Annotated in this window: 20 protein-coding genes; 12 read left to right on the top strand and 8 right to left on the bottom strand. The window is 59.0% G+C overall.

Features of this window, described 5'->3' with window-relative positions; genetic code table 11:
* Positions 1–137: 137 nt before the first annotated feature.
* The 5 genes from lptB to F6R97_RS10215 are packed head-to-tail and all read right to left on the bottom strand — an operon-like array spanning position 138 to position 3,476.
* Complete coding sequence (gene lptB, locus F6R97_RS10235; protein WP_007901537.1) at positions 138–863, bottom strand: LPS export ABC transporter ATP-binding protein; 726 nt, start codon at positions 861–863, stop codon at positions 138–140.
* The gene (gene lptA, locus F6R97_RS10230) at positions 863–1,411 is read right to left on the bottom strand and encodes a lipopolysaccharide transport periplasmic protein LptA (protein ID WP_038978968.1); all 549 of its coding nucleotides are present in this window, start codon (positions 1,409–1,411) and stop codon (positions 863–865) included. Before lptA ends, lptB begins: the two co-directional genes overlap by 1 nt.
* Complete coding sequence (gene lptC, locus F6R97_RS10225) at positions 1,398–1,970, bottom strand: LPS export ABC transporter periplasmic protein LptC (RefSeq protein WP_038978969.1); 573 nt, start codon at positions 1,968–1,970, stop codon at positions 1,398–1,400. The genes lptA and lptC overlap by 14 nt, the downstream gene beginning before the upstream one ends.
* A 7-nt stretch (positions 1,971–1,977) precedes the next feature.
* Positions 1,978–2,502, bottom strand: a complete 525-nt coding sequence (locus F6R97_RS10220; protein WP_038978970.1) for a KdsC family phosphatase — start codon at positions 2,500–2,502, stop codon at positions 1,978–1,980.
* A complete protein-coding gene (locus F6R97_RS10215) occupies positions 2,502–3,476 on the bottom strand; it encodes a KpsF/GutQ family sugar-phosphate isomerase (RefSeq protein ID WP_038978971.1) in 975 nt (324 codons plus the stop codon). Before F6R97_RS10215 ends, F6R97_RS10220 begins: the two co-directional genes overlap by 1 nt.
* A gap of 277 nt (positions 3,477–3,753) precedes the next feature.
* Here F6R97_RS10215 and F6R97_RS10210 point away from each other — a divergent pair, with 277 nt between their 5' ends.
* The 10 genes from F6R97_RS10210 (at position 3,754) to hisC (ending at position 11,730) form a co-directional block, all read left to right on the top strand.
* On the top strand, positions 3,754–4,563 hold the full coding sequence (locus F6R97_RS10210) for an ATP-binding cassette domain-containing protein (protein ID WP_038978972.1): 810 nt from the start codon (positions 3,754–3,756) through the stop codon (positions 4,561–4,563).
* Positions 4,563–5,360 (top strand): lipid asymmetry maintenance ABC transporter permease subunit MlaE, encoded by a 798-nt coding sequence (gene mlaE, locus F6R97_RS10205; RefSeq protein ID WP_038978973.1) that lies wholly within the window; start codon positions 4,563–4,565, stop codon positions 5,358–5,360. Before F6R97_RS10210 ends, mlaE begins: the two co-directional genes overlap by 1 nt.
* Positions 5,360–5,827: an outer membrane lipid asymmetry maintenance protein MlaD gene (gene mlaD / locus F6R97_RS10200; RefSeq protein ID WP_007901560.1), complete on the top strand. Its 468-nt coding sequence runs from the start codon at positions 5,360–5,362 to the stop codon at positions 5,825–5,827. The genes mlaE and mlaD overlap by 1 nt, the downstream gene beginning before the upstream one ends.
* An 11-nt stretch (positions 5,828–5,838) precedes the next feature.
* Positions 5,839–6,492, top strand: a complete 654-nt coding sequence (locus tag F6R97_RS10195; protein ID WP_038978974.1) for a phospholipid-binding protein MlaC — start codon at positions 5,839–5,841, stop codon at positions 6,490–6,492.
* Positions 6,489–6,794, top strand: coding sequence for a lipid asymmetry maintenance protein MlaB (locus F6R97_RS10190; protein WP_038978975.1), 306 nt, complete (start codon positions 6,489–6,491; stop codon positions 6,792–6,794). The genes F6R97_RS10195 and F6R97_RS10190 overlap by 4 nt, the downstream gene beginning before the upstream one ends.
* 114 nt (positions 6,795–6,908) lie before the next feature.
* Complete coding sequence (locus F6R97_RS10185; protein ID WP_038978976.1) at positions 6,909–7,160, top strand: BolA family protein; 252 nt, start codon at positions 6,909–6,911, stop codon at positions 7,158–7,160.
* A gap of 22 nt (positions 7,161–7,182) precedes the next feature.
* Entirely contained in the window at positions 7,183–8,448 is a 1,266-nt protein-coding gene (gene murA, locus F6R97_RS10180; RefSeq protein ID WP_007901567.1) for a UDP-N-acetylglucosamine 1-carboxyvinyltransferase, read from the top strand.
* Positions 8,449–8,577: 129 nt separating this feature from the next.
* Positions 8,578–9,213: an ATP phosphoribosyltransferase gene (hisG, locus tag F6R97_RS10175; protein ID WP_007901570.1), complete on the top strand. Its 636-nt coding sequence runs from the start codon at positions 8,578–8,580 to the stop codon at positions 9,211–9,213.
* Positions 9,214–9,337: 124 nt separating this feature from the next.
* Positions 9,338–10,675, top strand: coding sequence for a histidinol dehydrogenase (hisD, locus tag F6R97_RS10170; protein ID WP_038978977.1), 1,338 nt, complete (start codon positions 9,338–9,340; stop codon positions 10,673–10,675).
* A 2-nt stretch (positions 10,676–10,677) separates the two neighbouring features.
* A complete protein-coding gene (gene hisC, locus F6R97_RS10165; RefSeq protein ID WP_315866483.1) occupies positions 10,678–11,730 on the top strand; it encodes a histidinol-phosphate transaminase in 1,053 nt (350 codons plus the stop codon).
* Positions 11,731–11,846: 116 nt separating this feature from the next.
* Here hisC and F6R97_RS10160 read toward each other — a convergent pair whose 3' ends face one another.
* From F6R97_RS10160 to algW, 3 genes are all read right to left on the bottom strand, one after another.
* Entirely contained in the window at positions 11,847–12,575 is a 729-nt protein-coding gene (locus F6R97_RS10160) for a DUF4198 domain-containing protein (RefSeq protein ID WP_050681505.1), read from the bottom strand.
* A 14-nt stretch (positions 12,576–12,589) separates the two neighbouring features.
* Positions 12,590–14,695, bottom strand: a complete 2,106-nt coding sequence (locus F6R97_RS10155; RefSeq protein ID WP_315866482.1) for a TonB-dependent receptor — start codon at positions 14,693–14,695, stop codon at positions 12,590–12,592.
* A 121-nt stretch (positions 14,696–14,816) separates the two neighbouring features.
* Positions 14,817–15,974, bottom strand: a complete 1,158-nt coding sequence (algW, locus tag F6R97_RS10150) for a Do family serine endopeptidase AlgW (RefSeq protein ID WP_038978981.1) — start codon at positions 15,972–15,974, stop codon at positions 14,817–14,819.
* Between the two features lie 103 nt (positions 15,975–16,077).
* Between algW and F6R97_RS10145 the strand changes: the two genes are divergently transcribed.
* Together F6R97_RS10145 and cysD are read left to right on the top strand one after the other, a co-directional pair.
* Positions 16,078–16,836: a Nif3-like dinuclear metal center hexameric protein gene (locus F6R97_RS10145; RefSeq protein ID WP_038978982.1), complete on the top strand. Its 759-nt coding sequence runs from the start codon at positions 16,078–16,080 to the stop codon at positions 16,834–16,836.
* 262 nt (positions 16,837–17,098) lie between these two features.
* The gene (cysD, locus tag F6R97_RS10140; protein ID WP_008008639.1) at positions 17,099–18,016 is read left to right on the top strand and encodes a sulfate adenylyltransferase subunit CysD; all 918 of its coding nucleotides are present in this window, start codon (positions 17,099–17,101) and stop codon (positions 18,014–18,016) included.
* The last annotated feature ends 5 nt before the right edge of the window (positions 18,017–18,021 follow it).

The following is an 18,021-nucleotide window of genomic DNA, read 5'->3' as shown; positions in this document are numbered from 1 at the left end:
CAGGGCGCCGAAGCGCCAAACATAAGCAAATTATATGCCTGAAACTGGAGTGTTTGCCTAGAGCGCTGTAACAATAAAAACTTATTGATTTTTTTATTGAAGCGAGCGCTCTCTCGGCGACCCGGGCACCTCAGTGCTTACAGGCGGAACTCATGACCCAGATACACTTCCTTGACCAGTTCATTGGCCAGGATGGTGGCGGAGTCACCTTCAGCGATCAGTTGGCCATCGTTGACGATGTAGGCGGTTTCGCAGATATCCAGGGTTTCGCGGACGTTGTGGTCCGTGATCAGCACACCAATGCCTTTGGCCTTGAGATGATGAATGATCTGCTTGATGTCGCCCACCGAAATCGGGTCTACGCCGGCGAAGGGTTCGTCGAGGAGGATGAATTTCGGATTGGTGGCCAGTGCCCGGGCGATTTCCACGCGGCGGCGTTCACCACCGGACAGGCTCATGCCAAGGTTGTCGCGGATGTGGTGGATGTGAAATTCCTGCAGCAGGCTTTCCAGCTCTTTGCGACGACCGGCCTTGTCGAGTTCCTTGCGAGTCTCGAGGATGGCCATGATGTTGTCGGCCACCGACAGTTTGCGGAAGATCGACGCTTCTTGCGGAAGATAACCGATACCCGCCTTCGCACGACCGTGCATCGGCTGGTGGCTGACGTCCAGGTCATCGATCAGTACGCGGCCCTGATCGGCCTGTACCAGGCCGACAATCATGTAGAAGCAGGTGGTTTTACCGGCACCGTTAGGGCCAAGCAGGCCGACGATCTGACCGCTGTCGATGGACAGGCTGACGTCGCGCACGACCTGACGGCTCTTGTAGCTCTTGGCCAGATGCTGAGCTTTCAGAGTTGCCATTACTGGGCCTTTTGCTCGTCGGTTTTCTTCTTCGGCTGGATCACCATGTCGATGCGAGGGCGCGACTCGGTGACCTTGTTGCCCGTGGCACGACCGGCGCTCGCAAGCTTTTTGACGGTGTCGTAGACGATTTTCTCGCCTTGGGTGACGTTGTTGTCTTTATCGATGACTTTGGCGCGATCGATCAGCACGACGCGGTTCTGCGAGGCGTGGTACTGAATAGTTACGCCGTAGCCCTGAACCGGCTTGGTATCGCCCGCCGTTTGCAGTTGCTCGAAGTAGGCGAGGTTGCCCACCGAGGTCACCACGTCGATGTCGCCGGCCGGGGTGCGGGTGATGGTCACGGTATTGCCGGTGACCTTCATCGAGCCCTGCGTAATGATCACATCGCCTTTATAGGTAGCAACGCCGTTCTTGTCGTCCAGTTGGGCATCGTCGGCCTGAATGCGGATGGGCTGCTCTTGATCGTTCGGCAGAGCCCAGGCGCTCACGCTTCCCAGTGCTGCGCCCAGACTGAGCAAAATAGGGAGGGTTTTAACGAGCCTCATACTGTCCTCTTACGTTCGATAGCAGGTGTATCCTGCTTTCTTTCAAGTACGCTTTCATTCCGTTGCCTGTCGATACACCGCCAGCGCCGTCGATTCTAACGGGTTGATCGGTCTGCGCATATTGCTGCTGCGGGAACACTGTCATACGGGTGGTGGTAATCAGGGTTTTGCGGTTCTTTTCGTCGAAACGCGTGATACGTACCGAATCAATCAGCTCGACCTGAGTGCCGTCCGGGTTGACTTCGCCGCGCTCGCTCTGGACGTGCCAGGGGAATTCGGTGCCACGGAACATGTTCAGGTCGGGGTTGGTCAGCAACGTCACCTCGGTCGCTTTCAGGTGTTCGACCTTGTCCGACGTCATTTCGTATTGCAGTTTGCCGTCGGGCAGGTACTGCACGCTATGGGCGTTGATTGCGTAATAGTCGATCGCGCTTTCATCGACCTTCACCACTGGCTTGTCGAGGAAGCTTTCCGGGCTGATGTTCCAGTAGCCGACCGCTGCAAAAATCGCTGCGATGCAACCGAACACCAGGATGTTGCGAATCTTTTTGCTCAGCATGATGGGCTCACAGGTACGCGGCGTTGGCCGCATCGAGGCGGCCCTGGGCGCGCAGGATCAATTCGCAGAATTCGCGAGCGGCACCCTCGCCACCACGGGCCAGGGTGATGCCGTGGGCGTGTTCGCGCACGAAACTGGCAGCGCTGGCTACCGCCATGCCAAGACCGACACGGCGAATCACCGGCAGGTCTGGCAGGTCGTCGCCAAGATAGGCCACTTGTTCATAGCTCAGGTTTAGCTGGGCAAGAAGTTCGTCGAGTACCACCAGTTTGTCTTCGCGACCCTGGTAAAGGTGTGGAATACCGAGGTTCTTCGCGCGCCGTTCGACCACCGGGGTCTTGCGGCCGCTGATGATAGCGGTCTGCACGCCGGCTGCCATCAACATCTTGATGCCCTGGCCGTCGAGGGTGTTGAAAGTCTTGAATTCGCTGCCGTCTTCGAGGAAGTACAGGCGCCCATCGGTCAGTACGCCGTCGACGTCGAATACCGCCAGTTTGATCTGTTTGCCGCGTTGCAGCAGGTCCGTGCTCATTACATTACTCCCGCACGCAGCAAATCGTGCATGTTCAAGGCGCCGACCGGGCGGTCTTCGCTGTCGACCACTACCAGTGCGTTGATCTTGTGGTCTTCCATGATTTTCAGCGCCTCGGCGGCGAGCATCTCGGCGCGGGCGGTCTTGCCGTGGGCGGTCATCACTTCATCAATGGTCGTGCTGTGGATATCGATGGTGCGGTCCAGCGTGCGGCGCAGATCGCCGTCGGTGAAGATCCCGGCGAGCTTTCCATCTGTGTTCAGTACAACGGTCATGCCCAACCCCTTGCGGGTCATTTCCATCAAGGCATCCTTGAGCAGCGTACCGCACATCACTTGCGGCAATTCGGTGCCGGCATGCATGACATTTTCCACTTTCAGCAACAAACGGCGGCCAAGGGCGCCACCCGGGTGGGAAAAAGCGAAATCTTCAGCGGTAAAACCGCGAGCTTCAAGCAAGGCAACGGCGAGAGCGTCGCCCATGACCAGTGCCGCGGTGGTCGAAGAGGTGGGCGCCAGGTTCAGCGGACAGGCTTCGTGTTCGACGCTTACATTGAGGTTGACTTCCGCAGCCTTGGCCAACGGCGACTCGGGGTTGCCGGTCAGGCTGATCATCTGAATGCCCTGGCGCTTGATCAGCGGCAGCAAGGTGACGATTTCATTGGTGGAGCCGGAGTTCGACAGCGCCAGAATGATGTCATCACGGGTGATCATGCCCATGTCGCCATGGCTGGCCTCGGCCGGGTGCACGAAGAACGCCGTGGTGCCGGTGCTGGCGAGGGTGGCGGCAATCTTGTTGCCGATGTGCCCCGATTTGCCCATGCCGACCACGACCACTCGGCCTTTGCTGGCCAGAATCATCTCGCAAGCACGTACGAAATCTGCATCGATATGGGGCAGCAAGCCTTGTACGGCTTCCAGTTCGAGGCGGATGGTACGTTGTGCTGATTGAATCAGGTCGCTTGATTGGTTCATGTCGGAAATCGAATAGCCTGATGAAAAGGCGGCGATTATAACGGTAATGATCAAAACCCTCACGCAAGTTCGTTGCGGTTTGTAATTCCTTGTTACCGAATCTCTCTAAATAGATGATTTCAGGCGGTCATGTTGCTGAACATGCCCGGCTTGGGCCTTGGGCGCTTGAGCTTTGCAGTGATATAGTTCGCCGCCAGTTCGGCCTGCCCGGGGGAGGTATGTGCTTTCGCCAGAAAGCCAGGCGTCCGAGTGAGAGGCTGCATCGCAAGGAGTTTAGATGAGTGCCGATAACGCCTACGCGGTCGAGCTGAAGGGACTGACCTTCAAGCGCGGTACGCGCAGCATTTTCAATAACGTCGATATCCGCATACCGCGCGGCAAGGTCACCGGCATCATGGGGCCTTCCGGGTGTGGCAAGACCACGCTGTTGCGGCTGATAGGCGCACAATTGCGTCCTACCAGCGGCGAAGTCTGGGTCAACGGCCAGAACCTGCCAACGTTGTCGCGCAGCGATCTGTTCGATGCGCGCAAGCACATGGGTGTGTTGTTTCAGAGCGGCGCGTTGTTTACCGATCTTGATGTGTTCGAGAACGTTGCCTTTCCGCTGCGTGTTCATACCGAGCTGCCGGAAGAAATGATTCGCGACATTGTCTTGCTCAAATTGCAGGCCGTGGGCTTGCGTGGCGCCATCGACCTGATGCCTGACGAATTGTCCGGCGGCATGAAACGTCGCGTCGCGCTGGCCCGGGCAATTGCGCTCGATCCGCGAATCCTCATGTATGACGAGCCCTTTGTCGGCCAGGACCCGATCGCCATGGGCGTACTGGTGCGCCTGATCCGCCTGCTCAACGATGCGCTGGGCATCACCAGCATCGTGGTTTCCCACGACCTGGCCGAGACAGCGAGCATCGCTGACCACCTCATTGTGGTGGGCGACGGGCAAGTGTTGGGCCAGGGCACACCCAAGGATTTGATGAAATCGGATGAGCCACGTATTCGTCAGTTCTTGACTGGCGAACCCGACGGCCCGGTCGCATACCACTTTCCAGCGCCGGATTACCGCGCAGATCTTCTGGGGAAGCGCTGATGCGCAAGATTTCATTAATAGAAAGAGTACGCCGCTTCGGCTTCGCCGGCATCGATGTGCTGGCGGTATTCGGGCGTTCGGCTCTGTTCCTTTATCATGCCTTGCTCGGTCGTGGCGGCATCGGCGGCGGTTTTGGCCTGCTGGTCAAGCAACTGCATTCGGTGGGCGTGATGTCCCTGGTGATCATCGTGGTCTCCGGGGTATTCATCGGCATGGTGCTGGCGCTGCAGGGCTTTAATATTCTGTCCAGCTACGGTTCGGAGCAGGCCGTCGGGCAGATGGTTGCGCTGACGCTGTTGCGTGAACTGGGCCCGGTAGTCACGGCCTTGCTGTTCGCCGGTCGCGCGGGTTCGGCCCTGACCGCTGAAATCGGCAACATGAAGTCCACCGAGCAATTGTCCAGCCTCGAAATGATCGGGGTCGACCCGCTCAAGTACATCATTGCCCCGCGCCTGTGGGCCGGCTTCATTTCCCTGCCGGTGCTGACGATGATTTTCAGCGTGGTGGGTATCTGGGGCGGTTCGTGGGTGGCCGTCGACTGGCTGGGTGTCTATGACGGCTCCTACTGGTCGAACATGCAAAACAGCGTGACGTTTGTCGACGATGTGCTCAACGGCATCATCAAAAGCATCGTTTTTGCCTTCGTCGTGACCTGGATCGCCGTATTCCAAGGCTATGACTGCGAGCCCACTTCCGAGGGGATCAGTCGTGCCACTACCAAGACCGTGGTGTATGCCTCTTTGGCAGTACTCGGCCTGGACTTTATTTTGACCGCCTTGATGTTTGGAGATTTCTGATGCAAAACCGCACCCTGGAAATCGGTGTCGGCCTTTTCTTGCTGGCTGGCATCCTGGCTTTGCTGTTGCTTGCGTTGCGGGTCAGTGGTCTGTCCCCGAGCGCAACCACCGAAACTTATAAACTTTATGCGTATTTCGACAATATCGCCGGTTTGACGGTCAGAGCTAAAGTGACCATGGCCGGTGTGACCATCGGCAAGGTCACGGCGATCGATCTGGACCGCGACAGCTTCACCGGTCGGGTGACCATGCAACTGGAAAAGCGCGTAGATAATCTGCCGACTGACTCCACTGCATCTATCCTGACCGCTGGCCTGTTGGGTGAGAAATACATCGGTATCAGTGTGGGCGGGGAGGAAACCCTGCTCAAGGAGGGTGGAACCATCCACGACACGCAGTCGTCACTGGTACTCGAGGACCTGATCGGTAAATTTCTGCTCAATACCGTTAGCAAAGACGCCAAATGAGGAGCTTTTGAATGATCTCTATCTTGCGACGTGGCCTGTTGGTGATACTTGCGGCCTTGCCGTTGATGGCTAACGCCGTGGCGGGGCCTTCCGCGCACGATCTGGTACAGGACACCACCACCCGGTTGTTGGCGGATCTTGCCGCCAACAAAGAAAAGTACAAGCAGGACCCACAGGACTTTTATACGGCGCTGAATACCATCGTCGGTCCTGTGGTGGATGCCGAAGGTATTTCCAAGAGCATCATGACGGTCAAGTATTCACGCAAGGCCACCCCCGAGCAGATGCAGAAGTTTGTCGAGAACTTCAAAAAAGGCCTGTTCCAGTTCTATGGCAATGCTTTGCTTGAGTACGACAACCAGGGCATCGTCGTCGATCCCGCCAAGGATGAGTCGGGAGACCGTACCAGCGTTGGCATGACGGTCAAAAGCAGCAGCGGCGCGATCTATCCTGTGTCTTACACACTCGAAAAGATCAATGGCGAGTGGAAGCTGCGCAACGTGATCATCAATGGCATCAATATCGGCAAGCTGTTCCGCGATCAGTTCGCTGATGCGATGCAGCGCAATGGCAACGACCTGGACAAAACCATCAACGGTTGGGCCGGGGAAGTCGCCAAAGCCAAGGAAGCCACCGAACAATCTACCGAGAACCAAACCCAATGAGTGAGTCGGCTATTCGCATGAGCGAATCCGGCGAACTGCTGCTCAGTGGCGTGCTGGATTACCGGACAGGCCCGAACCTGCGCAAGCAGGGGCAGGCGCTGATCAAGTCCAGTAACGCGGCTATGCTGGTGATTGATTGCTCCTCGGTGGAGAAGTCCAGCAGCGTCGGCTTGTCGCTGTTGCTGTGCTTCATGCGCGATGCTCAGGCGGCCGGCAAGGCCCTGAGCATTCGTGCGATACCCGAAGATATGCGTGAAATCGCTCAGGTCAGCGAATTGACCGAGCTATTGGCGCATCCCTGAACCGCATCTATAAAGAAGCCCCCCGTCAGAGTCCTGCTTCGCGGGGTTCGCAGGCGCGGGGCTTTTTTGTATGATGTCCGACCCGCGCGCACAGGGCGCCGATTGAGGTTGAGCATGCAGGCCAACGAAGTAAAGAGCTTCCTTGAAGGAAAGCTGTCCGATTCTCTGTCACAAGTGCAGGTAGAAGTTGAGGGCGAAGGCTGCAACTTTCAGCTGAACGTGATTAGCGATGAACTGGCGGCGTTGAGCCCGGTGAAGCGTCAGCAGCAGATCTATGCCCATTTGAACCCATGGATCACCGATGGCAGCATCCATGCGGTCACTATGAAATTTTTCAGCAGCGCGGCCTGGGCCGAGCGCACCTGAGCCCAAGGGCGTCGAGATTCTTATGGATAAATTGATTATTACCGGTGGCGTTCGTCTTGATGGCGAAATCCGCATCTCCGGGGCAAAGAACTCTGCCCTGCCGATCCTGGCTGCAACCCTGCTGTGCGATGGCCCGGTTACCGTTGCCAACCTGCCGCACCTGCACGACATCACCACCATGATCGAGCTGTTCGGTCGCATGGGCATTGAGCCGGTGATCGACGAGAAGCTCAGTGTCGAAATCGACCCGCGCACCATCAAGACCCTGATCGCGCCGTACGAACTGGTGAAAACCATGCGTGCCTCGATCCTGGTGCTGGGCCCGATGGTTGCCCGTTTCGGCGAAGCCGAAGTCGCACTGCCTGGCGGTTGCGCCATCGGTTCGCGGCCGGTCGACCTGCACATCCGTGGCCTCGAAGCCATGGGCGCGGTCATCGACGTCGAAGGCGGCTACATCAAGGCCAAGGCCCCTGAGGGTGGCCTGCGCGGTGCACACTTCTTCTTCGACACCGTCAGCGTGACCGGTACCGAGAACATCATGATGGCGGCCGCTCTGGCCAAGGGCCGCAGCGTGCTGGCAAACGCCGCTCGCGAGCCTGAGGTCATCGACCTGGCGAACTTCCTGAACGCCATGGGCGCCAAGATCACTGGCGCCGGCACCGACACCATCACCATCGATGGCGTCGAGCGTCTGCACCCGACCACTTACAAGGTGATGCCTGACCGTATCGAGACCGGCACCTACCTGGTGGCGGCAGCGGTAACTGGCGGGCGTGTGAAGGTCAAGGACACTGATCCGACCATCCTCGAAGCCGTTCTGGAAAAACTCCGCGAATCGGGTGCTGAAATCACCTGCGGCGAAGACTGGATCGAGCTGAACATGCACGGCAAGCGGCCAAAAGCCGTTAACGTGCGGACCGCTCCATACCCGGCGTTCCCGACCGACATGCAGGCGCAGTTCATCTCCCTCAACGCCATTGCCGAAGGCACGGGTGCGGTGATCGAGACGATCTTCGAAAACCGCTTCATGCACGTATACGAACTGCACCGCATGGGCGCTCATATCCAGGTCGAAGGTAACACCGCCATCGTCACCGGCATCGAGAAGCTCAAGGGCGCGCCAGTAATGGCCACCGACCTGCGTGCTTCGGCCAGCCTGGTGATCTCGGCGCTGATCGCTGAAGGCGATACCCTGATCGACCGCATCTACCACATCGACCGTGGTTACGAGTGCATCGAAGAGAAACTGCAGATGCTCGGCGCCAAGATCCGTCGCGTTCCGGGCTAGTAGTTGCCATATGGGCGCAAGGACGCGCCTACTGAGTTTGTTATGAATCGAGGGTGGTGACACCCTCGATGTGTGTCCGGCGCCATTTGCGACCGGGCATGAGTACCTTGATAAGGACTGACGTTTCCCATGTTGACCATCGCACTGTCCAAGGGCCGCATCCTTGACGACACCCTGCCGCTTCTGGCTGAAGCGGGCATCGTGCCGACCGAGAATCCGGACAAGAGCCGCAAGCTGATCATCCCCACGACCCAGGCCGATGTGCGCCTGCTGATCGTGCGCGCCACCGATGTGCCGACTTATGTCGAGCATGGTGCCGCGGACCTGGGCGTCGCCGGTAAAGATGTGCTGATGGAATATGGCGGCCAGGGTCTGTACGAGCCTCTGGATCTGCGAATTGCCCTCTGCAAGCTGATGACCGCCGGCCGTGTCGGCGATGTCGAGCCCAAGGGCCGTCTGCGGGTGGCGACCAAATTCGTCAACGTCGCCAAGCGTTACTACGCCGAGCAGGGTCGTCAGGTCGACATCATCAAGCTCTACGGCTCGATGGAGCTGGCGCCGCTGATCGGTCTGGCGGACAAGATCATCGACGTGGTCGACACCGGTAACACTCTGCGTGCCAATGGCCTGGAACCCCAGGACTTCATTGCCGACATCAGCTCGCGGCTGATCGTCAACAAAGCGTCGATGAAAATGCAGCACGCCCGTATCCAGGCGTTGATCGACACCCTGCGCAAGGCAGTGGAGTCTCGACACCGCGGCTGATTTACCTGCGCGACCTTGAGTCGCGCCGTCTATCCGCCTCATAGCCAGAATTCTCAGGTGCCCAAGCGGATCGAATGTTAGCTTCGGGCGCCTGAGTTTTTGCCATTCCTATGAGGCTCTCGCTATGACCGCACCGACTGCAATTCGCCGACTCAACGCTGCTGACCCGGATTTCGCACATCATCTGGATCATCTGCTGAGCTGGGAAAGTGTGTCTGACGACTCGGTCAATCAGCGGGTGCTGGACATCATCAAGGCTGTGCGCGAGCGTGGCGACGCGGCGCTGGTGGAATTCACCCAGAAGTTCGACGGCCTGCAAGTCGCCTCCATGGCAGACCTGATTTTGCCGCGCGAACGTCTGGAACTGGCATTGACCCGGATTACCGCGCCTCAGCGTGAAGCCCTGGAAAAAGCCGCAGCCCGCGTGCGCAGCTATCACGAAAAACAGAAACAGGATTCTTGGAGCTACACCGAAGCCGACGGCACGGTGCTGGGCCAGAAGGTCACGCCGCTGGATCGCGCCGGTCTGTATGTGCCAGGCGGCAAGGCGTCGTACCCGTCCTCGGTGCTGATGAACGCAATTCCGGCCAAGGTTGCCGGCGTGACCGAAGTGGTCATGGTCGTGCCGACGCCGCGCGGCGAAATCAACGAACTGGTGCTGGCCGCGGCCTGCATCGCCGGCGTTGACCGGGTGTTCACCATCGGCGGCGCCCAGGCAGTTGCGGCGCTGGCTTACGGTACCGAAAGCGTGCCGAAGGTCGATAAGGTTGTTGGCCCTGGCAACATCTATGTCGCCACCGCCAAGCGCCACGTGTTCGGTCAGGTCGGCATCGACATGATCGCCGGGCCGTCGGAGATCCTCGTCGTGTGTGACGGCCAGACCGATCCGGACTGGATTGCCATGGACCTGTTCTCCCAGGCCGAGCACGACGAAGACGCCCAGGCGATTCTGGTCAGCCCGGACGCCGAGTTCCTCGACAAGGTCGCAGCGAGCATCGCCAAACTGCTGCCGACCATGGAGCGCGCCGAGATCATCGAAACCTCGATTAATGGTCGCGGTGCGCTGATCAAGGTTCGCGACATGGAACAAGCCATCGAAGTCGCCAACCGTATTGCGCCAGAACACCTGGAGTTGTCGGTCGCCGATCCCCAGGCCTGGTTGCCGCAGATCCGCCACGCCGGCGCGATCTTCATGGGCCGTCACACGTCCGAAGCCCTGGGCGACTATTGCGCTGGTCCAAACCACGTGTTGCCGACGTCCGGCACTGCGCGCTTCTCTTCGCCGCTGGGTGTTTACGACTTCCAGAAACGCTCGTCGATCATCTTCTGCTCCGAGCAGGGTGCCTCCGAACTGGGCAAAACCGCTTCCGTGCTGGCCCGTGGCGAGTCGCTGACCGCTCACGCCCGCAGCGCCGAATACCGCATCGTTGACGAGCTCTTTAATGAAGGGCAGGGGAACTAAGCATGAGTAAATTCTGGAGTCCCTTCGTCAAAAGCCTGGTGCCTTACGTGCCGGGCGAGCAGCCGAAGCTGGCGAAACTGGTGAAACTCAACACCAACGAAAACCCGTACGGTCCATCGCCTAAAGCTTTGGCTGCGATGCAAACCGAACTGAACGATAACCTGCGTCTGTACCCGGACCCGAACAGCGACCTGCTCAAGCAGGCTGTTGCCAAGTACTACGGCGTGCAGGGCAATCAGGTGTTCCTCGGCAACGGTTCCGATGAAGTCCTGGCACACATTTTCCACGGTTTGCTGCAACACGATCAGCCGTTGTTGTTCCCGGATATCAGCTACAGCTTCTACCCGGTTTACTGCGGGTTGTATGGCATCGCATTCGACGCGGTGCCGCTGGATGAGCAATTCCAGATCAACCCGGCGGACTACACCAAGCCGAACGGCGGGATTATTTTCCCTAACCCGAACGCACCGACCGGCTGCCTCCTGGCGCTGGACGCGGTTGAGCAAATCCTCAAGGCCAGCCCGGATTCGGTGGTCGTGGTGGATGAGGCTTACATTGATTTTGGCGGTGAAACGGCGATCACGCTGGTGGACCGTTATCCGAACCTGCTGGTGACTCAGACCCTGTCCAAGTCCCGTTCGCTGGCGGGCCTGCGGGTTGGCCTGGCGGTGGGGCATCCGGACCTGATCGAGGCGCTGGAGCGGATCAAGAACAGCTTCAACTCCTATCCGCTGGATCGTCTGGCGATTGTCGGGGCTGCAGCGGCGTTCGAGGATCGCGAGTATTTCGACAAGACCTGCCGGTTGGTCATCGAGAGTCGCGAGAAGGTGGTCGCGCAGCTGGAAGCGAAGGGGTTTGAGGTGTTGCCGTCGGCAGCAAACTTCATTTTCGCCCGTCACCCGCAGCACGATGCGGCGGGGCTGGCGGCGAAGTTGCGCGAACAGGGCGTGATCGTTCGGCACTTCAAGCAAGAGCGGATTGCCCAGTTCCTGCGTATTTCCATCGGCGCGCCGGAGCAGAATCAGGCGCTGATCGACGGCCTCGGCGACCTGTAAGGCTTCCCCGATCCTGTGGGAGCGTGGCTTGCCCGCGATAAACGATAACGCGGTCTACCTGTTGCACCGCGGTGTCCCCATCGCGGGCAAGCCACGCTCCCACAAGGTTCTGTGTGTTACTCGTGATGCGGTTCGCCAAGGAAGGTCAGTGACGTGAACAGTCCGCGAGTGCTCACATCCGGGCTATTTTTCACAGGCACTTCCACCTGCGCCGCAATCACGTTCAACCCTTCATTGCGCACCAGAACCTGCGCCCGGCCGTCTGCATCGGTTTCGGTGCTCATGGTACTCGGCGCGCTGCGATAGTCGCCCACCAACTTCACGCCCGCCGCCGGCTTGCCGTCCAATAGCACCCGTACCGGCAACGACTTGCCAGGCCCGACCGTCAGCGGATCGACTTCCGGCAAAATCACCAGTTTCATCTGATCGAGCTTCGGCAACTTCGCCCCCGGCTGGTAAATGGCCAGGCTGTATTTGAACGTCTCGGTCGACTCGATCGATCCTGGCACCTTACTGCGTCCTTCGTTGATCCACTTTTTGTCGGCGGTCAGCGACCACATGCCATTGTCCAGCGCGACTGCTAGCGCCGCGGGCGGTTTGAGTGGTTGCAGACGCGCATGGTCGGCCAGGCGTTCCACGGTAACCGGGATCATTTTTCCTTCGGTGTCGTAGGCCCAGGCGCCGCTGATTTTCTGCGCCTTGAAAGCATTGTCCTCAGCGCCATCACCGTAAATGGCTTCGATATTGCCGCGACGTTGTTCGGTCCATAGGCCATGGGCCGAAACGTGGGTGGCGAACATCGCGCCGAACAGACCCAGCAGAACCAGTGATTTGCCTTGTTGCATGGAGATTTTTCCTTTTACAGATTGAGTGTCAGGCTGACAGTGAAATTGCGCGGCTCACCGGGATTGACCCAGTAGTTGCTGTAGGAGCGCTCGAAATATTTCTCGTCGAACAGGTTGTTCAGGTTCAGGCCGAGGGTGACGTTTTCGCTGGCTTTATAATGCGCCAGCAGATCGACGGTGTGGTAGGCCGGCAGTTCGAAATCGCTGCCGGCTTCACCCGAGCGATCGCCGACATAGGTGAACGCTGCACCAAGGTCCGAACCGCGTAAATGGCCATCCTGAAATTCATAAACGCCCAACAAACTGCCGCTGCGTTTGGCCACGCCGAGAATTCGGCTGCCGGTGGGAATCACCTTGTCGCCTTGGGTGACTTCGGCGTCGATATAAGCGAAAGCACCGATCACTCGCACGGCATCGGTCACTTGCCCGGTGACTTGCAGGTCGACACCCTGGCTGCGGGCCTTGCCCATGGCGCGGCTGGAATCGGTGCTCGGATCGAGCGCCAGGACGTTTTCCTTTTCGATATGGAAGGCGGCGAGGGTGGTGCTCAAGCGGTCGTCGAACAGCTCGCTCTTGATCCCGACTTCATAACCGACGCCTTCTTCCGGGTCGAAGGATTTGCCGGCGGCGTCCAGCCCGTTGTTCGGTTTGAACGAGGTGGAGGCGTTGGCGAATAACCCCACTTCAGGCGTCAGTTGGTAGAGCAGGCCGGCTCGCTGAGTCAGTGCGTCGTGGCGCTGGCGGCTGGTCGCGTTGCGGCTGTGATCGTCGATGCTTTGTTCGAAATGTTCGAAGCGCGCACCGAGCATGCCGCGCAGTTTGTCGGTGAAGACGATCTGGTCCTGAAGGTTCAGTGCCTGGCTTTCGACGTGCTCGAAGAAGTCGGTCCCGGAGCGTGCGCCATTGGGTTTCGGCTGGCCGTAAATCGGCCGATAGATATCGATGGCGTACGGGCCGCCGGCAATGGTCGTGACCCGTTCGTTCTTACGGAAATTCTCGTATTCGCTGCCGATCAGCAGTTCGTGTTGCCAACTGCCGATGTCGAACAAACCGCGCAGTTCGAGTTGGGTGATGCTGTCGTGCCAGTTGGTATCGCGCTCGCGATAGCGACGGTTGACGGTATGGCCGTCGGCATTCAAGGGACGATTTTCGGAGGCGAAGCCCCAGAGTTTGCCTTCCTTGTAATGACTGGCGAGGCGCAGTTTCCAGCTATCGTTGAGTTGATGTTCGAGGGCGGCTTGCAGCAGATTGTTGTGGTTGTCGATGTTGCCGTCGTTGGGTTCGCCAAGGAAGGTCGAACGGGAGACGCCGCTCCATTTATTGTTCGGCGCGACGACACCGCGATCGAAGGTCGAGCTGTGGCGCACGAACTCGCTCTCCACCAACAGGCTGGTGTCCGGGTTCAGTTGCCAGCTGAACGAAGGCGCAACGAACACTCGCTGACTGTCGACGTGATCGCGGAAGCTGTGGTTGTCCTCGACCGCCAGGTTCACCCGGGACAGAACGTTACCGTCATCATCCAGCGGCGTGTTGACGTCCACGGCGGTGCGGTAGCGATCCCAGCTGCCGGCGCTGGTTTGCAGTGTGGTGAAGGCTTCCGGCTGGGGTTTCTTGGTGACGATGTTCACCGTACCGCCTGGATCGCCACGACCATAAAGGCTGGCGGCTGGGCCTTTGAGCACTTCGATGCGTTCGATGTTGGCCACGTCCGGCGTGCTTGGATAGCCGCGGTTGGCACTGAAGCCGTCCTTGTAGAACTCCGACGTGGTGAAGCCGCGCACGCTGTATTCGTAGAGCGTCAAGCCGCCGAAGTTGTTCTGCTTCGACACGCCACCGGCAAAATCCAGCGCGCGCTCGACGCTGGTGCTGCCCAGATCCTGGAGCACACTGACGGGAATCACACTGATCGATTGCGGGATATCGCGAATGGCCGTGTCGGTCTTGGTTGCGCTGGCAGACCGCGTGGCGCGGTAACCCTTGACCGGGCCGGTGGGGGATTCGTACTCGGAGGTGACGCTGATGGCGTCCAGTTCAACGGTTTGCGATTCTTCGGCGAAGACCGGATCCCCCAACAAACCGAGGGCCAGGCCTGCGAGGGAAGCCATTGTTCGAGACGACATGTTATGTTGTTCCAATAGTGATATTGAAACAATATAACATGCCTAATGAGAATATATACTGTTAACGATTTCGGAGTTGTGGAGCGGCCGAGGGCGTCAAGATCGCAGCCTTCGGCAGCTCCTACTCTTCTTTTTCCTTGATTGGCGCGGGTGGCGGACGCAGACCGATTTCCGCCGTGAGCTTGAGCTCTTTACCGTTGCGCATCACCTGAATGGTGACCTTGTCGGTTGGCTTGATCCGCGCCACCTGGTTCATCGAACGGCGACCGTCGCCGGCCGGTTCACCGTCGATGCTGAGGATCACGTCGCCCAATTGCAGGCCGGCCTTCTGCGCCGGACCGTCACGGAAAATCCCCGCGACCACAATCCCCGGACGTCCGGACAGACCAAACGATTCCGCCAGTTCCTGACTCAACGGTTGTACTTCGATGCCGAGCCAGCCGCGAATCACCTGGCCGTGTTCGATGATCGACTTCATCACTTCCATCGCCAGCTTCACCGGGATCGCGAAACCGATGCCCTGAGAACCGCCGGACTTGGAGAAGATCGCCGTGTTGATGCCGGTCAGGTTGCCGTTGGCGTCGACCAGCGCACCGCCGGAGTTGCCGGGGTTGATCGCAGCGTCGGTCTGGATGAAGTCTTCGTAGTTGTTCAGCCCGAGCTGATTGCGCCCGGTGGCGCTGATGATGCCCATGGTCACGGTCTGGCCGACGCCGAAGGGGTTGCCGATGGCCAGGGCCACGTCGCCGATGCGGATATTGTCGGAACGGCCGACGGTGATCGACGGCAGGTTTTTCAGGTCAATCTTCAATACCGCGAGGTCGGTTTCCGGGTCGCTGCCGATGACTCGGGCCAGGGTTTCACGGCCATCCTTGAGCGCCACCACGATCTGGTCGGCACCGCTGGTCACATGGTTGTTGGTCAGCAGGTAACCTTCCGGGCTCATGATCACGCCCGAACCGAGGCTCGACTCCATGCGCTTCTGCTTGGGCGAGTTGTCGCCGAAGAAGCGGCGGAACTGCGGATCTTCGAACAGCGGATGGCTGGGCTTGTTGACCACTTTGGTGGTGTACAGGTTGACCACCGACGGCGCGGCCGTGGTCACCGCGTCGGCATAGGACACCGGGCCCTGCTGCAGACCGAGGGTTTGCGGGGCTTGCTGCAGATTGACGTCCAGGTTCGGTAGCCCGACCCATTCCGGGTAACGCTGCATAATCAATAGAGCGATAAGCACACCGGCCAACAGCGGCCAGCCGGAAAAACGCAGCGCCTTGAGCATTAAGCAAGTCCTACAGAGGTTGCAGGCGGTGTGAGACCGCCCATAATGTCGCGCATTATACGAGGCCGCGCGTGCCTCTGAACGGGATATTTAGGAGTCTTTTATGGCCGTTGCCCTGAGCACCCTGGTCGAAGAAGCCGACCGCTACCTGGCAAGTGCGAAGATCGCCGATTACTGCCCCAATGGTTTGCAGGTCGAAGGCCGGCCACAAGTGATGCGCATCGTTAGCGGCGTCACCGCCAGCCAGGCGTTGCTGGACGCCGCGGTAGAGGCCCAGGCCGATCTGGTGCTGGTGCATCACGGCTATTTCTGGAAAGGCGAAAACCCGTGCATCACCGGCATGAAGCAGCGCCGGTTGAAAACCCTGCTCAAGCACGATATCAGCCTGCTGTCCTATCACTTGCCGCTGGATCTGCACCCGGAAGTCGGTAACAACGTGCAGCTTGCCCGGCAACTGGATATCACGGTTGAAGGCCCGCTGGATCCGGACAATCTGAAAATCGTTGGTCTGGTCGGTTCGTTGAGCGAACCGATGACCCCGCGCGATTTCGCCCGTCGCGTGCAGGAAGTCATGGGGCGCGAGCCATTGTTGATCGAAGGCAGCGCGATGATTCGTCGGGTCGGCTGGTGCACCGGTGGCGGCCAGGGTTACATTGATCAGGCGGTGTTAGCCGGCGTCGATCTGTACCTCAGCGGCGAAGCCTCCGAGCAGACGTTCCACAGCGCCCGGGAAAACGACATCAGCTTCATCGCCGCCGGTCACCACGCCACCGAGCGTTACGGTGTGCAGGCTTTGGGCGATTACCTGGCGCGACGTTTCGCCCTCGAGCACATCTTCATCGATTGCCCGAACCCCATCTGATTTCGGACTGCAATGCGGTCACCTCTGTAGGAGCTGCCGAAGGCTGCGATCTTTTGATTTTAAAGATCAAGATCAAAAGATCGCAGCCTTCGGCAGCTCCTACACAGGGGTGGGTTTCCAATCTGGAGTGCCCAAACGAGGGGGTATATTCATATACCCTTTCGATCTAGCCAGCGTCCTGATTAGAAGGGGGCGCTGTGCTAGGATTCCCCGCTCGAACACGGCCCGCAGGCCGTCCATAAGATCGTTTTCGTGAGTAGCCATGGTCGACAAACTGACGCATCTGAAACAGCTGGAGGCCGAAAGCATCCACATCATCCGCGAGGTCGCCGCCGAGTTCGATAACCCGGTGATGCTGTACTCCGTCGGTAAAGACTCCGCCGTGATGCTGCACCTCGCGCGCAAAGCATTCTTCCCGGGCAAACTTCCGTTTCCGGTGATGCACGTCGACACCCAGTGGAAGTTCAAGGAAATGTACGCGTTCCGCGACCGCATGGTTGAAGAGCTCGGCCTGGACCTGCTGGTGCACGTGAATCCCGAGGGTGTTGCGCAGGGAATCAACCCGCTCACCCACGGCAGTGCCAAGCACACCGACATCATGAAGACCGAAGGCCTTAAGCAGGCCCTCGACAAGTACGGCTTCGATGCGGCATTCGGTGGTGCCCGTCGTGACGAAGAGAAGTCCCGTGCCAAAGAGCGCGTGTATTCCTTCCGCGATACCAAGCACCGCTGGGACCCGAAAAACCAGCGTCCCGAGTTATGGAACGTCTACAACGGCAAGGTCAACAAGGGCGAATCGATCCGCGTATTCCCGTTGTCGAACTGGACCGAGCTGGACATCTGGCAGTACATCTACCTCGAAGGTATCCCGATCGTGCCGCTGTATTTCGCAGCCGAGCGCGACGTCATCGAGATGAATGGCACCTGGATCATGATCGACGACGAGCGCCTGCTCAATCACCTGAGCGACGAAGACAAGGCGCGCATCGTCAAGAAGAAGGTCCGTTTCCGTACGCTGGGCGACTACCCGTTGACCGGTGCGGTCGAGTCCGAGGCCACCAGCCTGACCGACATCATTCAGGAAATGCTCCTGACGCGAACTTCCGAACGCCAGGGCCGAGTCATCGATCACGATGGCGCAGGTTCGATGGAAGAAAAGAAACGTCAGGGTTATTTCTAAGGGGT

Source organism: Pseudomonas sp. JV414 (assembly GCF_032424305.1).
GTDB lineage: Bacteria > Pseudomonadota > Gammaproteobacteria > Pseudomonadales > Pseudomonadaceae > Aquipseudomonas > Aquipseudomonas lini.
This window is presented reverse-complemented; position numbering and strand designations above follow the sequence as displayed.

Excerpts from the sequence above, each read along its gene's own strand:
- F6R97_RS10215 (WP_038978971.1), bottom strand. The coding sequence starts at position 3,476 with ATGAACCAATCAAGCGACCTGATTCAATCAGCACAACGTACCATCCGC.
- murA (WP_007901567.1), top strand. The coding sequence starts at position 7,183 with ATGGATAAATTGATTATTACCGGTGGCGTTCGTCTTGATGGCGAAATC.
- lptB (WP_007901537.1), bottom strand. The coding sequence starts at position 863 with ATGGCAACTCTGAAAGCTCAGCATCTGGCCAAGAGCTACAAGAGCCGT.
- F6R97_RS10185 (WP_038978976.1), top strand. The coding sequence starts at position 6,909 with ATGCAGGCCAACGAAGTAAAGAGCTTCCTTGAAGGAAAGCTGTCCGAT.
- hisG (WP_007901570.1), top strand. The coding sequence starts at position 8,578 with ATGTTGACCATCGCACTGTCCAAGGGCCGCATCCTTGACGACACCCTG.
- mlaD (WP_007901560.1), top strand. The coding sequence starts at position 5,360 with ATGCAAAACCGCACCCTGGAAATCGGTGTCGGCCTTTTCTTGCTGGCT.
- hisD (WP_038978977.1), top strand. The coding sequence starts at position 9,338 with ATGACCGCACCGACTGCAATTCGCCGACTCAACGCTGCTGACCCGGAT.
- F6R97_RS10145 (WP_038978982.1), top strand. The coding sequence starts at position 16,078 with ATGGCCGTTGCCCTGAGCACCCTGGTCGAAGAAGCCGACCGCTACCTG.
- algW (WP_038978981.1), bottom strand. The coding sequence starts at position 15,974 with ATGCTCAAGGCGCTGCGTTTTTCCGGCTGGCCGCTGTTGGCCGGTGTG.
- lptA (WP_038978968.1), bottom strand. The coding sequence starts at position 1,411 with ATGAGGCTCGTTAAAACCCTCCCTATTTTGCTCAGTCTGGGCGCAGCA.
- F6R97_RS10190 (WP_038978975.1), top strand. The coding sequence starts at position 6,489 with ATGAGTGAGTCGGCTATTCGCATGAGCGAATCCGGCGAACTGCTGCTC.
- hisC (WP_315866483.1), top strand. The coding sequence starts at position 10,678 with ATGAGTAAATTCTGGAGTCCCTTCGTCAAAAGCCTGGTGCCTTACGTG.
- F6R97_RS10220 (WP_038978970.1), bottom strand. The coding sequence starts at position 2,502 with ATGAGCACGGACCTGCTGCAACGCGGCAAACAGATCAAACTGGCGGTA.
- F6R97_RS10195 (WP_038978974.1), top strand. The coding sequence starts at position 5,839 with ATGATCTCTATCTTGCGACGTGGCCTGTTGGTGATACTTGCGGCCTTG.
- F6R97_RS10155 (WP_315866482.1), bottom strand. The coding sequence starts at position 14,695 with ATGTCGTCTCGAACAATGGCTTCCCTCGCAGGCCTGGCCCTCGGTTTG.
- F6R97_RS10160 (WP_050681505.1), bottom strand. The coding sequence starts at position 12,575 with ATGCAACAAGGCAAATCACTGGTTCTGCTGGGTCTGTTCGGCGCGATG.
- lptC (WP_038978969.1), bottom strand. The coding sequence starts at position 1,970 with ATGCTGAGCAAAAAGATTCGCAACATCCTGGTGTTCGGTTGCATCGCA.
- F6R97_RS10210 (WP_038978972.1), top strand. The coding sequence starts at position 3,754 with ATGAGTGCCGATAACGCCTACGCGGTCGAGCTGAAGGGACTGACCTTC.
- mlaE (WP_038978973.1), top strand. The coding sequence starts at position 4,563 with ATGCGCAAGATTTCATTAATAGAAAGAGTACGCCGCTTCGGCTTCGCC.
- cysD (WP_008008639.1), top strand. The coding sequence starts at position 17,099 with ATGGTCGACAAACTGACGCATCTGAAACAGCTGGAGGCCGAAAGCATC.